This window comes from Streptomyces sp. I05A-00742, from assembly GCF_013055795.1.
Lineage (GTDB): Bacteria > Actinomycetota > Actinomycetes > Streptomycetales > Streptomycetaceae > Streptomyces.
Genome location: NZ_JABETO010000022.1, coordinates 36,993 through 53,969 on the forward strand (window position 1 = coordinate 36,993; position 16,977 = coordinate 53,969).

Here is a 16,977-nt window from a genome sequence, read left to right on the forward strand (position 1 = left end):
GCCCGCCGGGCCGGCGGACGCGCGCCCCACGGGTCCCCGGCCTACAGTCGAAGACGTGTGCCGGATGCCGCACGAGGCCCGCGGCACCGCCCATCGGCACCCGACGCGCAGGAGGCCGCCTTGTCCCCCGCCCTGTCCCCCGAGGAACTCAGCGATCCGTCCGTCCGAGCCGTGGTCATCGCGGTGCGCGACGGCGACCGGGACGCCTTCTACGGAGCCTTCGCCGACCACGCCGAGCTCACCGACGACGGCGCCCTCCAGGACCTGCGGGCCTGGGCGGAACGCGAGGTGTTCGGCGCACACGGGCGCATCGAGGTCGAGGAGGAGCGGCAGCACGGGCGGTACGTGCTCGGCCGGTTCCGTTCGGACCAGTGGGACTTCCCGAAGACGTTCTGGCACTTCCAGATCAGCGAGGGGCGGATCACCCGGCTGGACGTGGGCCAGGGCTGACCGGGCGGCCGGGAGCCGGCACCGGAGGTTCCGATTCCGCCACCCGTCCCCCACCCGTCCCGCACCCGACCCGCACCCGTCCCGCCCATGCGTGAGGATGTTGTGCGCACGCCGGCCACCGGGGCAACCCGCCTCCCGGCGCTTCCTTCTTACTGCCGACGGGAGGTGACCGCCTCCCGACGGGGTCAGAGGAGGAACGTTCATGTCCCTGCACTCCCCGCGGGCCCTCCGGAGCCGTCCGGCCCACCTCGTCGGCCCGGCCGCGGTCCACGGCCACCGGCCGGCGAACGAGCGGGTCGCCCTCGACTACCAGCGGCGCACGGCCGTCGTCGGCGGACGGGAACTCCGGCTCACCGATCGCGAGTTCGAGCTCCTGGCGCATCTGGTCACCCGTCCGCACCAGGTGCACACCCGGCGCCAGCTCCTGGCGTCCGTGTGGGGGCCGACCGCCGTCGGCGGCGGCCGGACCGTGGACGTCCACATCGCCCGGCTGCGCGGCAAGCTCGGCCCGGAGCACCGCACGGTGATCACGACGGTGCGGCACGTCGGGTACGCGTACGACCCGTCGCGGCCGTCCACCGTCGGCTGATCCGTTCTACGCCTCCTCCGGCAGCCCGTCGGCGACACGGAGGTGACGCACATCACCATTCGGAAGGCCGGGTCCATTGCCGGCCCGGCCTTCCCGCTCCACCGGTACGGGCAATTCGGCCGGGCATTGGCCGGACCACTGTCGTCCAATGCCCGGAAAACACCGAGAGGCCCAGATCAGAACCTCTCTGACCTGGGCCTCGGCGGTAGGCCGTGTGGGACTCGAACCCACAACCAATGGATTAAAAGTCCACTGCTCTGCCAATTGAGCTAACGGCCCGCACCCCGCAGCATAGCCCGGCAGGGCGCCGGAACCAGAGTCGTTATCCCCGGCACTTTCCCGGAAGGCCTCTTGGAGGGAGGCCTTCCGGTACCGGAGTCCCGTTACGGGCCCTCAGTTCCGCTGGTGGGAAGGGTGGTCGGCCGAAGGCTCAGCCGTTGCGCTTCCAACGCGGCTTGTCGGCACGGCGGTCGAACGACGAACCGGCGCCGCGGTGGTCGTCACGACGGCCGTGGGGGCGGTCGCCGCCACCGGAGCGGTAGCCACCGGACGGACGGTCGTCACGGCGGTCACGGTTGAACGGACGGTCGCCGCCGCCGGAGCGGTAGCCACCGGACGGGCGGTCGTCGCGGCGGAAGCCGGAGGACGGACGGTCGTCGCGACGGAAACCACCGGAGGGGCGGTCGTCGCGGCGGAAGCCACCGGAGCGGTCGTCGCGACGGTCGTCACGGCGGAAGTCGCCCGACGGGCGGTCGTCGCGGCGGAACGACGGACGGTCGTCCCGGCGGAAACCACCGCGGTCGCCGCGGTCGTCACGACGGTCATCGCGGCGGAAGCCACCGGACGGGCGGTCGTCGCGGCGGTCACGGTTGAACGGACGGTCGTCGCGGCGGAAGCCGCCACGGTCGCCCCGGTCGTCACGACGGTCGTCCCGGCGGAAGCCACCGGAGCGGTCGTCACGGCGGTCGTCACGGCGGAAACCGCCCGAGCGGCGCTCGAAGTTGCCCCGCTCGTCACGGCGCTCGTGGACCGGCTCGGCCTGCGTGGGCACGGTGGCGGCCCGCTCGGCGATCCGGGCGGCCTCGGCGGCGGCCTCCTCGGCCGCGGCGGCCACGGCGGCCTCCGGGTCCTCGCCGCGCTCACGGGCGGCACGGGCCAGCAGGCGGTCGGCCTCCTCGCGGAGCTCGGTGGCACGGCGCTGGGCGCGCTCCAGCTCGCGGTTCAGGTCGGCGAGGTCGCGCTCGGCCTGCTTGGCGGCGTTGGCGGCCGAGTCGGCCTGCACCTCGGTGAGGGAGCGGGCACCGGTGATCTCGGCGACCTCGGGGTCGAAGGCACCGGCACCGCCGACGATGTGACGCGAGGCGTCCACGCCCGCGTCCTCCATCAGACGGAAGATCTGGCGGCGCTGGTGCGGCAGGGCCAGCGAGACGACCGTGCCGGACTGGCCGGCACGGGCCGTACGGCCGGAGCGGTGCAGGTAGTCCTTGTGGTCACCGGCCGGGTCGACGTTGAGGACCAGGTCGATGCCGTCCACGTGGATACCGCGGGCGGCGACGTCGGTGGCGACCAGGACGCCGACACGGCCGGACTTGAAGTCCTCCAGGACGCGGGTACGGGCACCCTGGGTCATGCCGCCGTGCAGGGCGTCGGCGCGCACGCCGGAGTCCACCAGCTGCTCGGCGACGCGGTCGGCGCCCATCTGGGTGCGGACGAAGATGATGGTGCGGCCCTTGCGGGCGGCGATGGCGGCGGTGACCGGCGCCTTGTCCTTCGGCTTCACGACGAGGACGTGGTGGGTCATGGTGGTGACCGCGCCCTGCGCCGCGTCGACCTCGTGCGTGACCGGGTTGACCAGGTAGCGCTTGACCAGCGTGTCGATCTCGTTCTCCAGCGTCGCGGAGAACAGCAGGCGCTGGCCGCCGGACGGCACCAGGTCGAGGATCTCGGTGACCTCGGGCAGGAAGCCCATGTCGGCCATCTGGTCGGCCTCGTCGAGGACGGCGACCTGGACCTTGTCGAGCGAGGCGGCACCGCGGTTGATGATGTCGCGCAGCCGGCCCGGGGTGGCGACGAGGATGTCGACGCCGCGCTCCAGGGCGTAGATCTGGTTGCCCATGGACGTACCGCCGCAGACGACCTTCATCTTGAGGCCGAGCACGTCGCCGTACNGCCCGGGGTGGCGACGAGGATGTCGACGCCGCGCTCCAGGGCGTAGATCTGGTTGCCCATGGACGTACCGCCGCAGACGACCTTCATCTTGAGGCCGAGCACGTCGCCGTACGGCTGGAGGGCGTCGGCGACCTGCATCGCCAGCTCACGGGTCGGGGTGAGGATCAGACCGCGCGGACGCTTCTTCTCGGTGTGGCCGTCCGCGAGGGTCGACAGCAGCGGCAGACCGAACGAGAGGGTCTTGCCGGAGCCGGTGCGGCCGCGGCCGAGGATGTCCTTGCCGGCCAGGGCGTCCGGGATGGTCGCGGCCTGGATCGGGAAGGGGGTGGTGACGCCGTTCTGGGCGAGCTTGCGGACGATCGCGTCGTCCAGGCCCAGGTCGGCGAAGGTGATCTGCGGCTCGGCGGGCTCGACGGCCTCGGCGGCCTCGACGACCTCTGCGGCGGCCTCGACGATCGCGTCGTCGGCCTCGGGCATGGTGGTGGTGTCAGGCGAAATGGACATGCGAAATGCGAAACCTTCCGGAGTTTCGGCACGCGCCCAAGCTCCGTGTCGGCTTCACAAATGACCGCCTCGATGCGGTCAGCCACGGCAAGGTAAGGAACGCGCCACGCGGCGCGCATCAATAGGCGCCGGGCAAATGGGATCAAACGATCTACCACCATACGCACTCATCGCCGTCCGGCGCAACCCCGCCCTCCGGATCCCCCTGTGGCCCGCCCCACAATGCCCCCCAACATCCCACAGTGCCCCGCGGCGTCCCACAGCGGCCCGCGCCCGGCCCGGGTGCCTACGCGACCGGCCCGGCCTGCGGCGTCGGGTGCGGCGCGGGCGAGTCGGTGGTGGCCGGCGACGGGGGCACGGGCTGTGTCGGGGCCGGGTCGGGAGTCGGACGGGAGGGCGGTGCGGAGGACGCGGGCGGCTTCGCCGGGGCGGGGGACACACCCGGCGCCGGGGGCTTCTTCCGGTCACCCGGCTTGGCCGGTCCGGCCGGCGGCGGGGACGCCGAGGCACCCGCCTTCGCATCGGCGGAAGGAGCAGCGCTCGAAGCCCCGCCGCGCGCCTCCTTCACCGAGGGGCTGCCGCTGACGCCGCGCGCCCCCTTCGCGTCCGCACGCCCCTGCCGGTCGCCCGGCGCCGACTTCCCGCCGTCCGGCCGGGCCCCGGACTCGCGCTGCCGCCCGGACTCCGAGGGCGCCGGCCGGCCCGGCTCGCTCACGCTCATGCAGCCGCCGAGAGCCAGGGTCGCCACGGCCACGGCCGCGAAACGGGTGACCGCCGAGTGCAGCAGGGTGGACGCCGGCCGCACCCGGCCCACGGGGGGCGCGGGGTGCACGGGGATCGCGCGCATGGGAGGGACCGCCTTCGGGGCTCGCGGGGACAGGCTCCCTGCCCAACTGGCCCCGCACCGCGCAGGACACGCGCCCCGGCACACCGGAGGCGGCGGGCTCAGCCGTAGCCGAGCGCGTGCAGCCGCTCGTCGTCGATACCGAAGTGGTGGGCCACCTCGTGCACCACGGTCACCTCCGCCTCGGCCACGACCTCCTCCCTCGTCGCGCACATACGCAGCGTGGGCCCCCGGTAGATGGTGATCCGGTCCGGCAGCACCCCCGCGTACCACTCACCGCGCTCCGTCAGCGGCGTCCCCTCGTAGAGCCCGAGCAGCTCCGGTTCGTCCGCCGGGGGCTCGTCCTCGACGAACACGGCGACGTTGTCCATCAGCCGCGTCAGCTCCGGCGGGATCCGGTCCAGCGCCTCGGCGACCAGCTCTTCGAACTCCTCGCGCGTCATCTCCAGCACGCTCGCCATTGTCGGGTACGCACCCGGCCGACGGCCCGTCCGGCGGGCATACGGGCCCGATGCGAGCCGTGCCGAGGGTGATCCGCGGCCCGTCACCTATTCGGTTTGGCCGTGCGCGCGGCGGCGTGTACAGTCTTGACCTGCCAAAGGGCAGCGGTCAGGGCTTGACCGTCCCAAGACCGAAAGGTCGAAGGAGAAGCGGAACCCTCCGGGGGAAAGCGGAGTCACATGCTTCTCACGTCCTCCTCTCTGGAGGCACTTCCAGAAGCACAGCAGTACTGGTCAGTTAGCCCTCATCGTCTAGTGGCCCAGGACGCCGCCCTTTCAAGGCGGTAGCACGGGTTCGAATCCCGTTGGGGGCACGCAACATCGTGTGAGACACTGTTTCGCACATAGCTTGGTCCTGTGGAGCAGTTTGGAGTGCTCGCCACCCTGTCAAGGTGGAGGCCGCGGGTTCAAATCCCGTCAGGACCGCTGTGATTCCCCCGGGAATCGCGTGGCTGGGTAGCTCAGTTGGTACGAGCGTCCGCCTGAAAAGCGGAAGGTCGCCGGTTCGACCCCGGCCCCAGCCACCACAGAAGGCCCCGATCCCCGGATCGGGGCCTTCGTCGTGCGCCCCCCGGCCCACCGGCCGGGGAAATGCGTTCGCCGCTTCGTCCCGCCTGGTGCGATCCTGGGTCCCGTATGTCTACGCAGCCTGCCCTCACCCCTGCCGACCTCGCCGCGCGCCTGCCCGAGCTGTCCCTGCGCGACGCGCAGCGACTGGGTCGCAGGCTGGACGGTGCCCGCCGGATCCGCAAACCCGAGGCCCGGGTGGCGGTCCTCACCGAGATCGACGCCGAGATCGGCCAGGCCGAGGAGCGCGTGGCGCGCCGCGCGGCGCGGGTGCCGGCCGTCACGTACCCCGAGCAGCTCCCGGTCAGCCAGAAGAAGGACGACATCCTGGAGGCGATACGCGACCACCAGGTCGTGATCGTCGCGGGTGAGACCGGCTCCGGCAAGACCACGCAGATCCCCAAGATCTGCCTGGAGCTCGGCCGCGGCGTCCGTGGCCTGATCGGGCACACCCAGCCCCGCCGGATCGCCGCGCGGACCGTGGCGGAGCGGGTCGCGGAGGAGCTGCGCACACCGCTGGGCGAGGCGGTCGGCTGGAAGGTCCGGTTCACGGACCAGGTCGGCCCGGACACCATGGTCAAGCTGATGACCGACGGCATCCTGCTGGCCGAGATCCAGACCGACCGCGAGCTGCGCCAGTACGACACGATCATCATCGACGAGGCGCACGAGCGCAGCCTCAACATCGACTTCATCCTGGGCTACCTGGCCCAGCTGCTGCCGCGCCGCCCCGACCTCAAGGTCGTCATCACCTCGGCGACGATCGACCCCGAGCGCTTCTCCCGGCACTTCGGCGACGCGCCGATCATCGAGGTCAGCGGGCGGACGTACCCGGTGGAGGTGCGGTACCGGCCACTGCTGGAGGAGGAGTCCGCGGACACCGACCGCGACCAGGTCACGGCGATCTGCGACGCGGTGGGCGAGCTGCAGCGCGAGGGCGACGGCGACATCCTGGTCTTCCTCTCCGGCGAGCGCGAGATCCGCGACACCGCGGACGCGCTGGAGAAGAAGAAACTGAGGTTCACGGAGATCCTGCCGCTGTACGCGCGGCTGTCCCACGCCGAGCAGCACCGGGTCTTCCAGCGCCACACCGGCCGCCGTATCGTCCTCGCCACCAACGTGGCCGAGACGTCGCTGACGGTGCCCGGCATCCGGTACGTCATCGACCCCGGTTTCGCCCGGATCTCCCGCTACAGCCACCGCACCAAGGTGCAGCGGCTGCCGATCGAGCCCGTCTCGCAGGCCAGCGCCAACCAGCGCAAGGGCCGCTGCGGCCGGACGAGCGACGGCATCTGCGTCCGGCTGTACTCGGAGGACGACTTCCTCTCCCGTCCGGAGTTCACGGACGCGGAGATCCTGCGGACGAACCTGGCCTCCGTCATCCTCCAGATGACCGCGGCGGGTCTGGGGGACATCGAGAAGTTCCCGTTCATCGACCCGCCGGACCGGCGCAACATCAAGGACGGCGTCGACCTGCTCCAGGAGCTGGGCGCGCTCGACCCGCAGCAGAAGTCCCCCCAGTCGGGACAGAAGGGGCAGCGGCTCACCCCACTCGGCCGGAAGCTCGCGCAGCTGCCCGTCGACCCCCGGCTGGCCCGGATGGTGCTGGAGGCGGACCGCAACGGCTGTGTGCGCGAGGTGATGGTGATCGCCGCCGCGCTGTCGATCCAGGACCCCCGCGAGCGGCCCTCGGAGAAGCAGCAGCAGGCCGATCAGCAGCACGCCCGGTTCAAGGACGAGACGAGCGATTTCCTCGCCTTCCTGAATCTCTGGCGCTATGTGCGCGAGCAGCAGAAGGCGCTGTCGTCGTCGGCGTTCCGGCGGATGTGCAAGTCGGAGTTCCTGAATTACCTGCGCATACGTGAGTGGCAGGACATCTACACACAGTTGCGCACGGTCGCGAAGTCGATGGGCGTGCACCTGGCGGAGGAGGACGCGGCGCCGGAGCGCGTCCACCAGTCGCTGCTGGCGGGTCTGCTGTCCCATCTGGGGCTGAAGGACACCGAGAAGAACGAATACCTGGGTGCCCGCAGCGCGAAATTCGCCGTCTTCCCGGGTTCCGCGCTCTTCAAGAAGCCGCCGCGCTGGATCATGTCGGCGGAACTGGTCGAGACCTCCCGGCTGTGGGCCCGGGTCAACGCCCGTATCGAGCCGGAATGGATCGAACCGCTCGCCCAGCACCTGGTGAAGCGCACCTACAGCGAACCGCACTGGGAGCAGAAGCAGGCGGCCGTGATGGCGTACGAGCGGGTGACGCTGTACGGCGTGCCGATCGTCGCCCAGCGGAAGGTCAATTACGGCCGGATCGACCCGGAGATCAGCCGTGAGCTGTTCATCCGCAACGCACTGGTCGAGGGCGACTGGAAGACGCACCACCAGTTCTTCCACGACAACCGCAAGCTCCTCGGCGAGGTCGAGGAGCTGGAGCACCGGGCGCGGCGGCGCGACATCCTGGTGGACGACGAGACGCTGTTCGACTTCTACGACCAGCGGCTGCCCGACCACGTCGTGTCCGGCGCGCATTTCGACTCGTGGTGGAAGCACAGGCGGCGCGACGAGCCGGAGCTGCTGAACTTCGAGCACTCGATGCTCATCAACGAGAACGCCGAGGCGGTCACCAAGGACGACTATCCGGACTCGTGGCGGCAGGGCCGGCTGAAGTTCCGGGTGACGTACCAGTTCGAGCCGGGGGCGGACGCGGACGGCGTGACCGTCCACGTCCCGCTCCAGGTGCTCAACCAGGTCACCCCGGAGGGCTTCGACTGGCAGATCCCGGGGCTGCGCGAGGACCTGGTGACGGAGCTGATCCGCTCGCTGCCCAAGCCGCTGCGCCGCAACTGCGTGCCGGCGCCGAACTACGCGCAGCGCTTCCTCGATGGCGTCGTCCCCGTGCAGGAGCCGCTGACGGCCGCGCTGGCGCGCGAGCTGCACCGGATGACGGGCGTGCGGATCGAGGCGGACGACTTCGATCCGGGGCGCGTCCCCGACCACCTGAAGATCACCTTCCGGATCATCGACGAGCGCAAGCGCAAGATCGCCGAGGACAAGGACCTGGAGGCGCTGCGCACCCGCCTCAAGCCCAGGACCCAGGCCGCCATCACCAAGGCCTTCGAGAGGGCCTCCACGGCCCCCGGGGCCCCCTCCGGGCCCGAGCAGCGGTCCGGGCTCACCCAGTGGACGATCGGGGCCCTCCCGCGCACCTTCGAGACCAAGCGGGCCGGCCAGCCCGTCAAGGCGTACCCGGCGCTGGTCGACGAGGGCACGTCGGTCGCCGTGCGGCTCTTCGACACCGAGCCCGAGCAGCGGCAGGCCATGTGGCGCGGCACCCGCCGGCTGATCCTGCTCAACCTGCCGTCGAATCCCGCCAAGTTCGCCCAGGACAAGCTGAGCAACCAGCAGAAGCTCGCCCTCTCCAGAAACCCGCACGGTTCGATCCCGGCGCTCTTCGACGACTGCGTCGCGGGCGCGGCGGACAAGCTGATCGCCGGCCACGGCGGGCCCGCCTGGGACGAGGAGGGCTTCCGCAAGCTCTTCGACGCGGTACGGGCGGACATCGTCGACGTGACGCTCGACACCATCCGCAGGGTCCAGGAGGTGCTGGCCGCCTGGCAGGCGTGCGAGCGCCGGCTCAAGGCCACCACCAGCCCCGTCCTGCTGACGTCCCTCACCGACGTCAAGCAGCAGCTCGCGGAGCTGGTCAAGCCCGGCTTCGTGACCGCCCACGGGGTGCGCCGCCTCCCCGACCTGCTGCGCTACCTGGTGGCCGTGGACCGGCGGCTGACGCAGCTGCCCACCAACGCGGAGCGGGACCGGGCCCGGCTGGCCAAGGTCAAGGAGATGCAGGACGAGCACGCCTGGCTGCTGGAGCAGTTCCCGAAGGGGCGCCCGGTGCCGCAGGAGGCCCTGGACATCCGCTGGATGATCGAGGAGCTGCGGGTGAGCTACTTCGCGCACGCGCTCGGCACGGCCTTCCCGGTCTCGGACAAGCGCATCGTCAAGGCCATCGACGCACTCGCCCCCTGACCTCGGGAAGGCGAGTTCGACCGCACCCCCTGACCTGCTGTAGAGTCTTGCCACGCAGCACCGCGAAGGCGGGAAAGCAAGCAAGGTCCTGTGGAGCAGTTTGGAGTGCTCGCCACCCTGTCAAGGTGGAGGCCGCGGGTTCAAATCCCGTCAGGACCGCAGCAGTACGAGGCCCGTTCTCCCGAGGGAGAGCGGGCCTCGGCGCGTTCCGGAACCCCTCTCCGCACCACGATCGGCGAATGGCCGACGGACCACCCCCGGGACCGGCCCCCGGGGTGGCGCTCCTTGACGGCGACACGTGCCAGGGGTACCCAGTCAGTGGGAGGTGTGCGCCCGATGACCACGACCAGCCCGACCGGGAAGACCCGGCACGAGACCGGGGCGCTCCTGCGAGCCCACCTCTCGGCCTCCGTCGGCTACCGCCACCTGACCCGCCACTGCGCAGTCTGTCACCGGCTCCTGCGCCTGGCCCTGGAGACCGGGGGCGCCTCCGGCGATCCGGGCCCCGCGGCCGCCCCCGCGGGCGGGAGCGAGGGTTCCGCGGCATGGTGAGCGACTCCCGCCGCATGGCGGCCAACGGCGGCTCCGGGCAGGGCAGTCGACCGTCCGGCCGGTACGGAGTCCCGGCCGGAACACCGCCGTACCCCGGAAACAGACGGGATGGTCGGCTTCTCTATCGCGGCATCGCGGCGGACGGCAAGCTCGGCGTGCTGTGACGGGAGTCACCGAAAGAGTTACGGAGATGACGGAAGTCACGCCCTGTCGCTCACCGGTCAATTTAATATGTGCAATTGCACCGGCCGCTCAACCAATCCCGCAAGGGGGCCGGCGGGTCGCCGGGGGCCCTTCCGCGCGCTTCCGCCGACCTAACACGGACGGAAATCACGGGCTGCCCGCGGACATAAAAAAGACCGCGCTGGACCCGGCGGAGCCCAGCGCGATCGACGACGTCACCCGGTTCGGGCGCGGATTCCCGTTGGGGGCAGGTTTCCGCAGTCGTGTGGTGCATGGTGGAGCTGGTGGAGCTGAGGATGGACGGTCACCGGGTTGGGGGCCCCGGAAAACGCCCGGTCATGCGGTGGATCAGGACTCGCTGCGCTGCTGGGGGATGCCCGCCAGCAGTGCCCGGACCTCCGCCTCGCGGTAGCGGCGGTGTCCTCCGAGCGTGCGGATGGACGTGAGCTTGCCTGCCTTGGCCCACCGCGTGACCGTCTTCGGGTCCACGCGGAACATCGTGGCAACCTCAGCCGGGGTCAGCAGCGGCTCGGCATCAGGGGTGCGAGCGGTCATGAGCGGCCTCCTCGGGAGAACCGAGTTCAGGATCGGTTCTTTCCTCTAAATTCTGCACCTTGACCCGCGTTGCCCGAAATGGCAGACGCGGGCCGAGTCGGTTATAGGACGAACGGCTTGTCCTCGGCACTACAACTACACCATCTGTCCAGCCACGTCGGCCAAACCGATGGAATTGCCCTCTCAGGTGTTCAACCTCGACGGAAGCCGATGGACCATGCCATAGCGGACAGTCACGCCACCGTGACGATCAGTCACAGCGGGATCAGGGGTCACCAGACCCGCCAAGGAGTGCAATACCGATCTATCCACCCTTACTCGGACGGAAGGAGTCCTTCCCGGACTCCTTGTCCTATTTTGCCACGAGGGTGGGCGATGGGCGCAAGACCTGACGTAAGTGCGTTAGATCACGGTTGTGGCAATTGGCCGGATCAGGACCTAGGTCCTGATCGACCGAATCCCCGGCCGGCACCGGTCAGTTCGCGAACTGGCGATCCCGCACCGCCCGCCAACGTTCCGTCAGCCGCTCGTACGCCTCCCCCGCCCGGACGCCGTCCCCGGCCCTGAGGGCGGCCAGCCCCTCCGCGGTGTCGGCGGCGGAGCGGTCGTCGGCCAGCTGCGCCTCCGGCACCATATGCACCAGCCCGCCGTAGTCCAGCTCCACCAGCGACCGCGGATGGAACTCTTCCAGCCACCTGCCCACGTCGACCAGGCCGTCGATCAGCGGTCCCTCCTCGATGGTGTCCCGCAGCGTGCGCAGCCCCCGGGCCACCCGCCGGCGGGCCTCCACCATGGCCGTCCGGTACCGCAGCACCAGCCCCTCCTGCACCGCGCCGCCGGAGGCGGTGGGGCCTGCGGTTCCGACGGGCGCCTTGCCGTACTCGCGTTCCTCGTCGGAGAAGAGTACGAACCAGCGGAGCGGCACCTGCCAGGTGGCCGTCCTGATCCACGGCCGGGCGTCGGGGTTGCCCTCCAGCCAGCGGGCGTAGTCCGCCTCGGCCTGGCGCCGCACGACCGGCGGCAGCACGGCGTCCAGCACCGGCGCGGGGAACCGCTCGGCGAGCTCCTCCAGGGCCAGCCACCCGCGCAGCCGGGTGCGCCAGGGGCAGACGCAGACGACGCCGTCCACGACGGCCACGAAGGCGTCACCGCTCTCGTGCACCGGCACGGGGACGGGCGGCGTCGGCAGCAAGTCGGCCAGGGACCGGCGGAGTTCGTCCTGTGCGGTGGGCAGCGCGGCGCGCCGGGCGTAGGCCTCCCAATGCCGGCGCTCCGGCCGGGGGAAGGCGCTCAGCGGTTCGTAGACCCGCAGATAGGCCGCGTACGGGACGGTCACCGACGACGCCAGACCCACGCTCGCTCCCTCAAGCAGCAGGACACCCCGGGGAGCCGTGCGGTCCTCCCCGTACGGACGGAATCGTCCCACGGGACGGGAGCCCGGGAGAGTGATCCTCGGCACCGGACCCGTGCGCCGGGCCGTCAGGCCCTACCCTCGTGCCAACCGGCCCTCCTCCACCCCCGGGAGGGCGACACCGCGAGACTTATGGAGTCACCACCGTGACTGACGTACGTCCCACCACCGACGCCGAGAGCGTGCTGCACACCCTGTTCGGCTCCGACCTCGGCGGGCATGAGCAGGTCGTGCTCTGCCAGGACCGCGAGACCGGCCTCAAGGCGGTCATCGCCCTCCACTCCACCGCACTGGGCCCGGCGCTCGGCGGCACCCGCTTCTACCCCTACGCCTCGGAGGAAGAGGCCGTCCGCGACGCGCTCAACCTGTCACGCGGCATGTCCTACAAGAACGCCCTGGCGGGTCTTGAGCACGGTGGCGGAAAGGCCGTGATCATCGGCGATCCGGACACGATAAAGACCGAACAACTCCTGCTGGCCTACGGTCGGTTCGTGTCCTCCCTCGGCGGCCGCTATGTCACCGCGTGCGATGTCGGCACGTACGTGCGGGACATGGACGTCGTCGCCCGGGAGTGCCGCTGGACCACCGGCCGCTCCCCCGAGAACGGCGGCGCCGGTGACTCGTCCGTGCTCACCGCCTTCGGGGTCTTCCAGGGCATGCGGGCCGCGGCCCGCGCCCAGTGGGGCGAGCCCACGCTGCGCGGCCGGCGGGTCGGCGTCGCGGGGATCGGCAAGGTCGGCCACTACCTCGTCGAGCACCTGGTCGAGGACGGCGCCGAGGTCGTGGTCACCGACGTCCGGGCCGCCGCGGTCGAGCGGGTCACCTCGCGGTATCCGCAGGTCACCGCGGTGGCGGATGTGGACGTCCTGGTGCGCTCCCCGCTCGACGTCTACGCCCCCTGCGCCCTCGGCGGCGCCCTGGACGACGAGACCGTCGCCGCCCTCACGGCGACCGTCGTATGCGGCGCGGCCAACAACCAGCTCGCCCATCCGGGGGTGGAGAAGGACCTCGCCGACCGCGGGATCCTCTACGCGCCGGACTATGTGGTGAACGCCGGTGGGGTGATCCAGGTCGCGGAGGAGCTCCGCGGGTTCGACTTCGACCGGGCGAAGGCCAAGGCGGCCAAGATCTACGACACCACGCTGGCCATATTCGACCGGGCGGCGGCGGACGGCATCCCGCCCGCCGCGGCGGCCGACCGGCTCGCCGAGCAGCGTATGGCCGAGGCGCGCGCACCACGGGTGGCCGGCGTTCCGCACCAGGTGCGGCAGTGACGGCTGGGAAACCAGGGAAAATCTAGGCCCGCTCTGATGGTCGGGGCCCGCACAGTGGTCCCGACAGAGCGACCCGCCGGGGGCGGTGGGGGGACGGCAAGCGAGAGATCCCTCACCACCCCTCGGCGGGTCGCCGCCGGGGACGGGTTAAAATCGCAGCTGACCAGCGGGGACGGGGCGCCTCGCCGGTTGTGCTCCGTGGCACGTCATGCGGGCGACGTACCGTATGGCCGCGGAAGCAGGTACCGTTGAAGTCCTACAGGCCGGATCCCCTCGCGGGGATCCGCTCTGACTCATGACAGTGAACGCGTGTCAAGACTCTGGGGCCGTCGAGCCCCGTAATTGAGGGGGTCGAGCCATGGGGCGCGGCCGGGCCAAGGCCAAGCAGACAAAGGTCGCCCGCCAGCTGAAGTACAACAGCGGTGGGACCGACCTCTCACGCCTGGCCGACGAGCTGGGCGCATCGCCGACGAAGCAGCCGCCGAACGGTGAGCCGCAACTCGACGATGAGCTGGACGACGACCCGTACGCTCAGTACGCGGCGCGTTACAACGACGAGGACGACGAGGACGACCAGCAGGCGTCCGGCCAGTCCGTCTACCGTCGCCGCGCTTGACGCGATAGCTTTCTCCGACCCGGTCCGGGGCCCTGCCCCGGACCGGGTTCTGTGCTGCCCGGGCCTGGTCAGGCGGTGTGGTCACCGTTGAGGACCACGGCCTCGGTACGGTCGCCACGCTCCGTGATCTCGCCGGCGACCCAGGACTCCACGCCCCGGTCGGCGAGCGTGGTCAGGGCGGCGTCCGCCGATTCCCGCGGTACGACGGCCATCATGCCGACGCCCATGTTGAGGGTCTTCTCCAGTTCGTGGCGCTCGACCCCGCCGGCCTCGCCGACCAGGCCGAAGACGGCGCCCGGGGTCCAGGTGGACCGGTCGATCTCCGCGCGCAGATGGCCGGGGATCACCCGGGCCAGGTTGTTGGCCAGTCCGCCGCCGGTGATGTGCGAGAAGGCGTGCACCTCGGTCGTCCGGGTGAGGGCGAGGCAGTCGAGGGAGTAGATCCGGGTGGGCTCCAGCAGCTCCTCGCCGAGGGTGCGGCCGAGCTCCGGGACCTCGCGGTCCAGCGTCCAGCGGGCCCGGTCGAAAAGCACATGGCGTACCAGCGAGTACCCGTTCGAGTGAAGTCCCGACGAGGCCATCGCGATGACGACGTCACCCTTGCGGATGAGATCGGCGCCGAGCAGCCGGTCGGCCTCGACGACGCCCGTGCCGGCGCCGGCCACGTCGAACTCGTCCGCGCCGAGCAGCCCGGGGTGCTCGGCGGTCTCGCCGCCGATCAGCGCACAGCCCGCGAGGGTGCAGCCCTCGGCGATGCCCTTGACGATCGCGGCGACGCGCTCGGGGTGGACCTTGCCGACGCAGATGTAGTCGGTCATGAACAGCGGTTCGGCGCCGCAGACCACGAGGTCGTCGACGACCATGCCGACCAGGTCGTGGCCGATGGTGTCGTAGACGCCCATGCGGCGGGCGATATCCACCTTGGTGCCGACGCCGTCGGTGGCGGAGGCGAGCAGCGGACGCTCGTAGCGCTTGAGGGCGCTCGCGTCGAAGAGGCCGGCGAAGCCGCCGAGGCCGCCGACGACCTCGGGGCGGGTGGCCTTCTTCACCCATTCCTTCATGAGTTCGACGGCGCGGTCGCCCGCCTCGATGTCGACGCCCGCGCTTGCGTAGCTGGCACCAGTGGTCTCAGGAGACATTGTCTTGAGATCTTTCGTGTCGTTCTTACGGGCGGCGCAGGGCGTCCGCGGCGTCGGGGCCGCCTGCGAGCTCGGTCTCCAGCAGGTGCTTGCCGAGCAGCTCGGGGTCGGGCAGGTCCATCGGGTACTCGCCGTCGAAGCAGGCGCGGCAGAGGTTCGGCTTGGCGATGGTGGTCGCCTCGATCATGCCGTCGATGGAGATGTAGGCCAGCGAGTCGGCACCGAGGGACTTGCCGATCTCGTCCACGGTCATGCCGTTGGCGATCAGCTCGGCGCGGGTGGCGAAGTCGATGCCGAAGAAGCAGGGCCACTTGATCGGCGGCGACGAGATCCGGATGTGGACCTCGGCGGCGCCGGCCTCGCGGAGCATCCGCACCAGGGCGCGCTGGGTGTTCCCGCGGACGATGGAGTCGTCCACCACGACCAGGCGCTTGCCGCGGATGACCTCCTTCAGCGGGTTCAGCTTCAGCCGGATGCCGAGCTGGCGGATGGTCTGGCTGGGCTGGATGAACGTCCGGCCGACGTAGCTGTTCTTGACCAGGCCCGAGCTGTAGGGGATCCCGCTGGCCTCGGCGTAGCCGACGGCGGCGGGGGTGCCGGACTCCGGGGTCGCTATGACGAGGTCGGCGTCGGCGGGGGCCTCGGCGGCGAGGCGGCGGCCCATCTCCACCCGGGAGAGGTAGACGTTGCGGCCCGCGATATCGGTGTCGGGGCGGGCGAGGTAGACGTACTCGAAGACGCAGCCCTTGGGGCGGGCCTCGGCGAAGCGGCTGGTGCGCACGCCGTTCTCGTCGATGGCGACCAGCTCGCCGGGCTCCACCTCACGGACGAAGGCCGCGCCGACGATGTCCAGGGCGGCGGTCTCGGAGGCGACCACCCAGCCGCGCTCCAGGCGGCCGAGGACCAGCGGGCGGATGCCCTGGGGGTCGCGGGCGGCGTAGAGGGTGTGCTCGTCCATGAAGACGAGCGAGAAGGCGCCCTTGACGTCGGGGAGGACCTTGGCGGCGGACTCCTCGACGGTCAGCGGCTTGCCGTCGTCGTCGGTCTGGCCGGCGAGCAGGGCGGTGACCAGGTCCGTGTCGTTGGTCGCGGCGACCTGGGTGGCCCGGCCGCCGTCGCGCGGCAGCGCGGCGACCATCTCGGCCAGCTCGGCCGTGTTGACCAGATTGCCGTTGTGACCGAGGGCGATGGAGCCGTGGGCGGTCGCGCGGAAGGTGGGCTGGGCGTTCTCCCACACCGAGGCCCCGGTGGTGGAGTACCGGGCGTGGCCCACGGCGATATGGCCGGTGAGCGAGCCGAGGGAGGTCTCGTCGAAGACCTGGGAGACCAGGCCCATGTCCTTGAATACGAGGATCTGGGAGCCGTTGCTCACCGCGATGCCCGCGGACTCCTGTCCGCGGTGCTGCAGCGCATACAGCCCGAAATAGGTGAGTTTGGCGACCTCTTCACCCGGAGCCCAGACACCGAAGACGCCGCAAGCGTCCTGGGGGCCCTTTTCGCCGGGGAGCAGGTCGTGGTTGAGTCGTCCGTCACCACGAGGCACACCTCGAGTCTATGGCAGGGACGAGGTTCATCCGAACCGGGGACGACCGGGGATGCCT

At 70.9% G+C, this 16,977-nt stretch carries 12 protein-coding genes, 5 tRNA genes and 2 pseudogenes; 10 read left to right on the top strand and 9 right to left on the bottom strand.

From position 1 onward, the window contains the following. The first annotated feature begins 120 nt into the window (after nt 1-120). Together HN013_RS20665 and HN013_RS20670 are read left to right on the top strand one after the other, a co-directional pair. On the top strand, nt 121-450 hold the full coding sequence (locus HN013_RS20665) for a nuclear transport factor 2 family protein (RefSeq protein ID WP_212764607.1): 330 nt from the start codon (nt 121-123) through the stop codon (nt 448-450). A gap of 202 nt (nt 451-652) precedes the next feature. Then, nucleotides 653-1,039, top strand: coding sequence for a winged helix-turn-helix domain-containing protein (locus HN013_RS20670; RefSeq protein ID WP_171168363.1), 387 nt, complete (start codon nt 653-655; stop codon nt 1,037-1,039). Nucleotides 1,040-1,245: 206 nt separating this feature from the next. Here HN013_RS20670 and HN013_RS20675 read toward each other — a convergent pair. From HN013_RS20675 to HN013_RS20695, 5 genes and pseudogenes are all read right to left on the bottom strand, one after another. After that, nucleotides 1,246-1,318, bottom strand: a tRNA-Lys gene (locus tag HN013_RS20675). A gap of 151 nt (nt 1,319-1,469) precedes the next feature. After that, nucleotides 1,470-3,206 (bottom strand): annotated as a pseudogene (locus HN013_RS20680) (helicase-related protein); the annotation flags it as partial. A 14-nt stretch (nt 3,207-3,220) separates the two neighbouring features. Beyond that, nucleotides 3,221-3,712 (bottom strand): annotated as a pseudogene (locus HN013_RS20685) (DEAD/DEAH box helicase); the annotation flags it as partial. Between the two features lie 286 nt (nt 3,713-3,998). Beyond that, nucleotides 3,999-4,559 (bottom strand): hypothetical protein, encoded by a 561-nt coding sequence (locus HN013_RS20690; protein WP_171168365.1) that lies wholly within the window; start codon nt 4,557-4,559, stop codon nt 3,999-4,001. A gap of 98 nt (nt 4,560-4,657) precedes the next feature. Next, complete coding sequence (locus tag HN013_RS20695; RefSeq protein WP_171168366.1) at nt 4,658-5,008, bottom strand: metallopeptidase family protein; 351 nt, start codon at nt 5,006-5,008, stop codon at nt 4,658-4,660. Nucleotides 5,009-5,297: 289 nt separating this feature from the next. Between HN013_RS20695 and HN013_RS20700 the strand changes: the two genes are divergently transcribed. The 6 genes from HN013_RS20700 to HN013_RS20725 all read left to right on the top strand — a co-directional run bounded on the left by HN013_RS20700 (nt 5,298) and on the right by HN013_RS20725 (nt 10,198). Beyond that, nucleotides 5,298-5,370 (top strand) — tRNA-Glu (locus tag HN013_RS20700). A 37-nt stretch (nt 5,371-5,407) separates the two neighbouring features. After that, nucleotides 5,408-5,482: transfer RNA gene (locus HN013_RS20705), tRNA-Asp, on the top strand. 24 nt (nt 5,483-5,506) lie between these two features. After that, nucleotides 5,507-5,583, top strand: a tRNA-Phe gene (locus tag HN013_RS20710). 109 nt (nt 5,584-5,692) lie between these two features. Beyond that, the gene (hrpA, locus tag HN013_RS20715; protein ID WP_171168368.1) at nt 5,693-9,646 is read left to right on the top strand and encodes an ATP-dependent RNA helicase HrpA; all 3,954 of its coding nucleotides are present in this window, start codon (nt 5,693-5,695) and stop codon (nt 9,644-9,646) included. 84 nt (nt 9,647-9,730) lie between these two features. Next, nucleotides 9,731-9,805 (top strand) — tRNA-Asp (locus HN013_RS20720). A gap of 177 nt (nt 9,806-9,982) precedes the next feature. Continuing rightward, entirely contained in the window at nt 9,983-10,198 is a 216-nt protein-coding gene (locus HN013_RS20725) for a DUF6274 family protein (RefSeq protein WP_171168370.1), read from the top strand. 531 nt (nt 10,199-10,729) lie between these two features. Here the strand turns inward: HN013_RS20725 and bldC are convergent. Together bldC and HN013_RS20735 are read right to left on the bottom strand one after the other, a co-directional pair. After that, nucleotides 10,730-10,936 carry a developmental transcriptional regulator BldC gene (gene bldC, locus HN013_RS20730; protein ID WP_003980577.1) on the bottom strand — a complete coding sequence of 69 codons (207 nt, stop codon included), beginning with the start codon at nt 10,934-10,936 and terminating at the stop codon, nt 10,730-10,732. A 475-nt stretch (nt 10,937-11,411) separates the two neighbouring features. Next, nucleotides 11,412-12,290, bottom strand: a complete 879-nt coding sequence (locus HN013_RS20735; protein WP_171168372.1) for a hypothetical protein — start codon at nt 12,288-12,290, stop codon at nt 11,412-11,414. Between the two features lie 203 nt (nt 12,291-12,493). On the opposite strand from HN013_RS20735, the gene HN013_RS20740 reads away from it, so the two are divergent. Both HN013_RS20740 and HN013_RS20745 read left to right on the top strand, forming a co-directional pair. Further along, nucleotides 12,494-13,621 carry a Glu/Leu/Phe/Val dehydrogenase dimerization domain-containing protein gene (locus tag HN013_RS20740; RefSeq protein WP_312018670.1) on the top strand — a complete coding sequence of 376 codons (1,128 nt, stop codon included), beginning with the start codon at nt 12,494-12,496 and terminating at the stop codon, nt 13,619-13,621. 358 nt (nt 13,622-13,979) lie between these two features. After that, nucleotides 13,980-14,237 (top strand): DUF3073 domain-containing protein, encoded by a 258-nt coding sequence (locus tag HN013_RS20745; protein WP_171168374.1) that lies wholly within the window; start codon nt 13,980-13,982, stop codon nt 14,235-14,237. Between the two features lie 68 nt (nt 14,238-14,305). Here HN013_RS20745 and purM read toward each other — a convergent pair whose 3' ends face one another. Beyond that, nucleotides 14,306-15,376: a phosphoribosylformylglycinamidine cyclo-ligase gene (gene purM / locus HN013_RS20750; protein ID WP_171168377.1), complete on the bottom strand. Its 1,071-nt coding sequence runs from the start codon at nt 15,374-15,376 to the stop codon at nt 14,306-14,308. Nucleotides 15,377-15,401: 25 nt separating this feature from the next. Further along, nucleotides 15,402-16,919, bottom strand: a complete 1,518-nt coding sequence (gene purF, locus HN013_RS20755) for an amidophosphoribosyltransferase (RefSeq protein ID WP_171168380.1) — start codon at nt 16,917-16,919, stop codon at nt 15,402-15,404. Nucleotides 16,920-16,977: the final 58 nt, after the last annotated feature.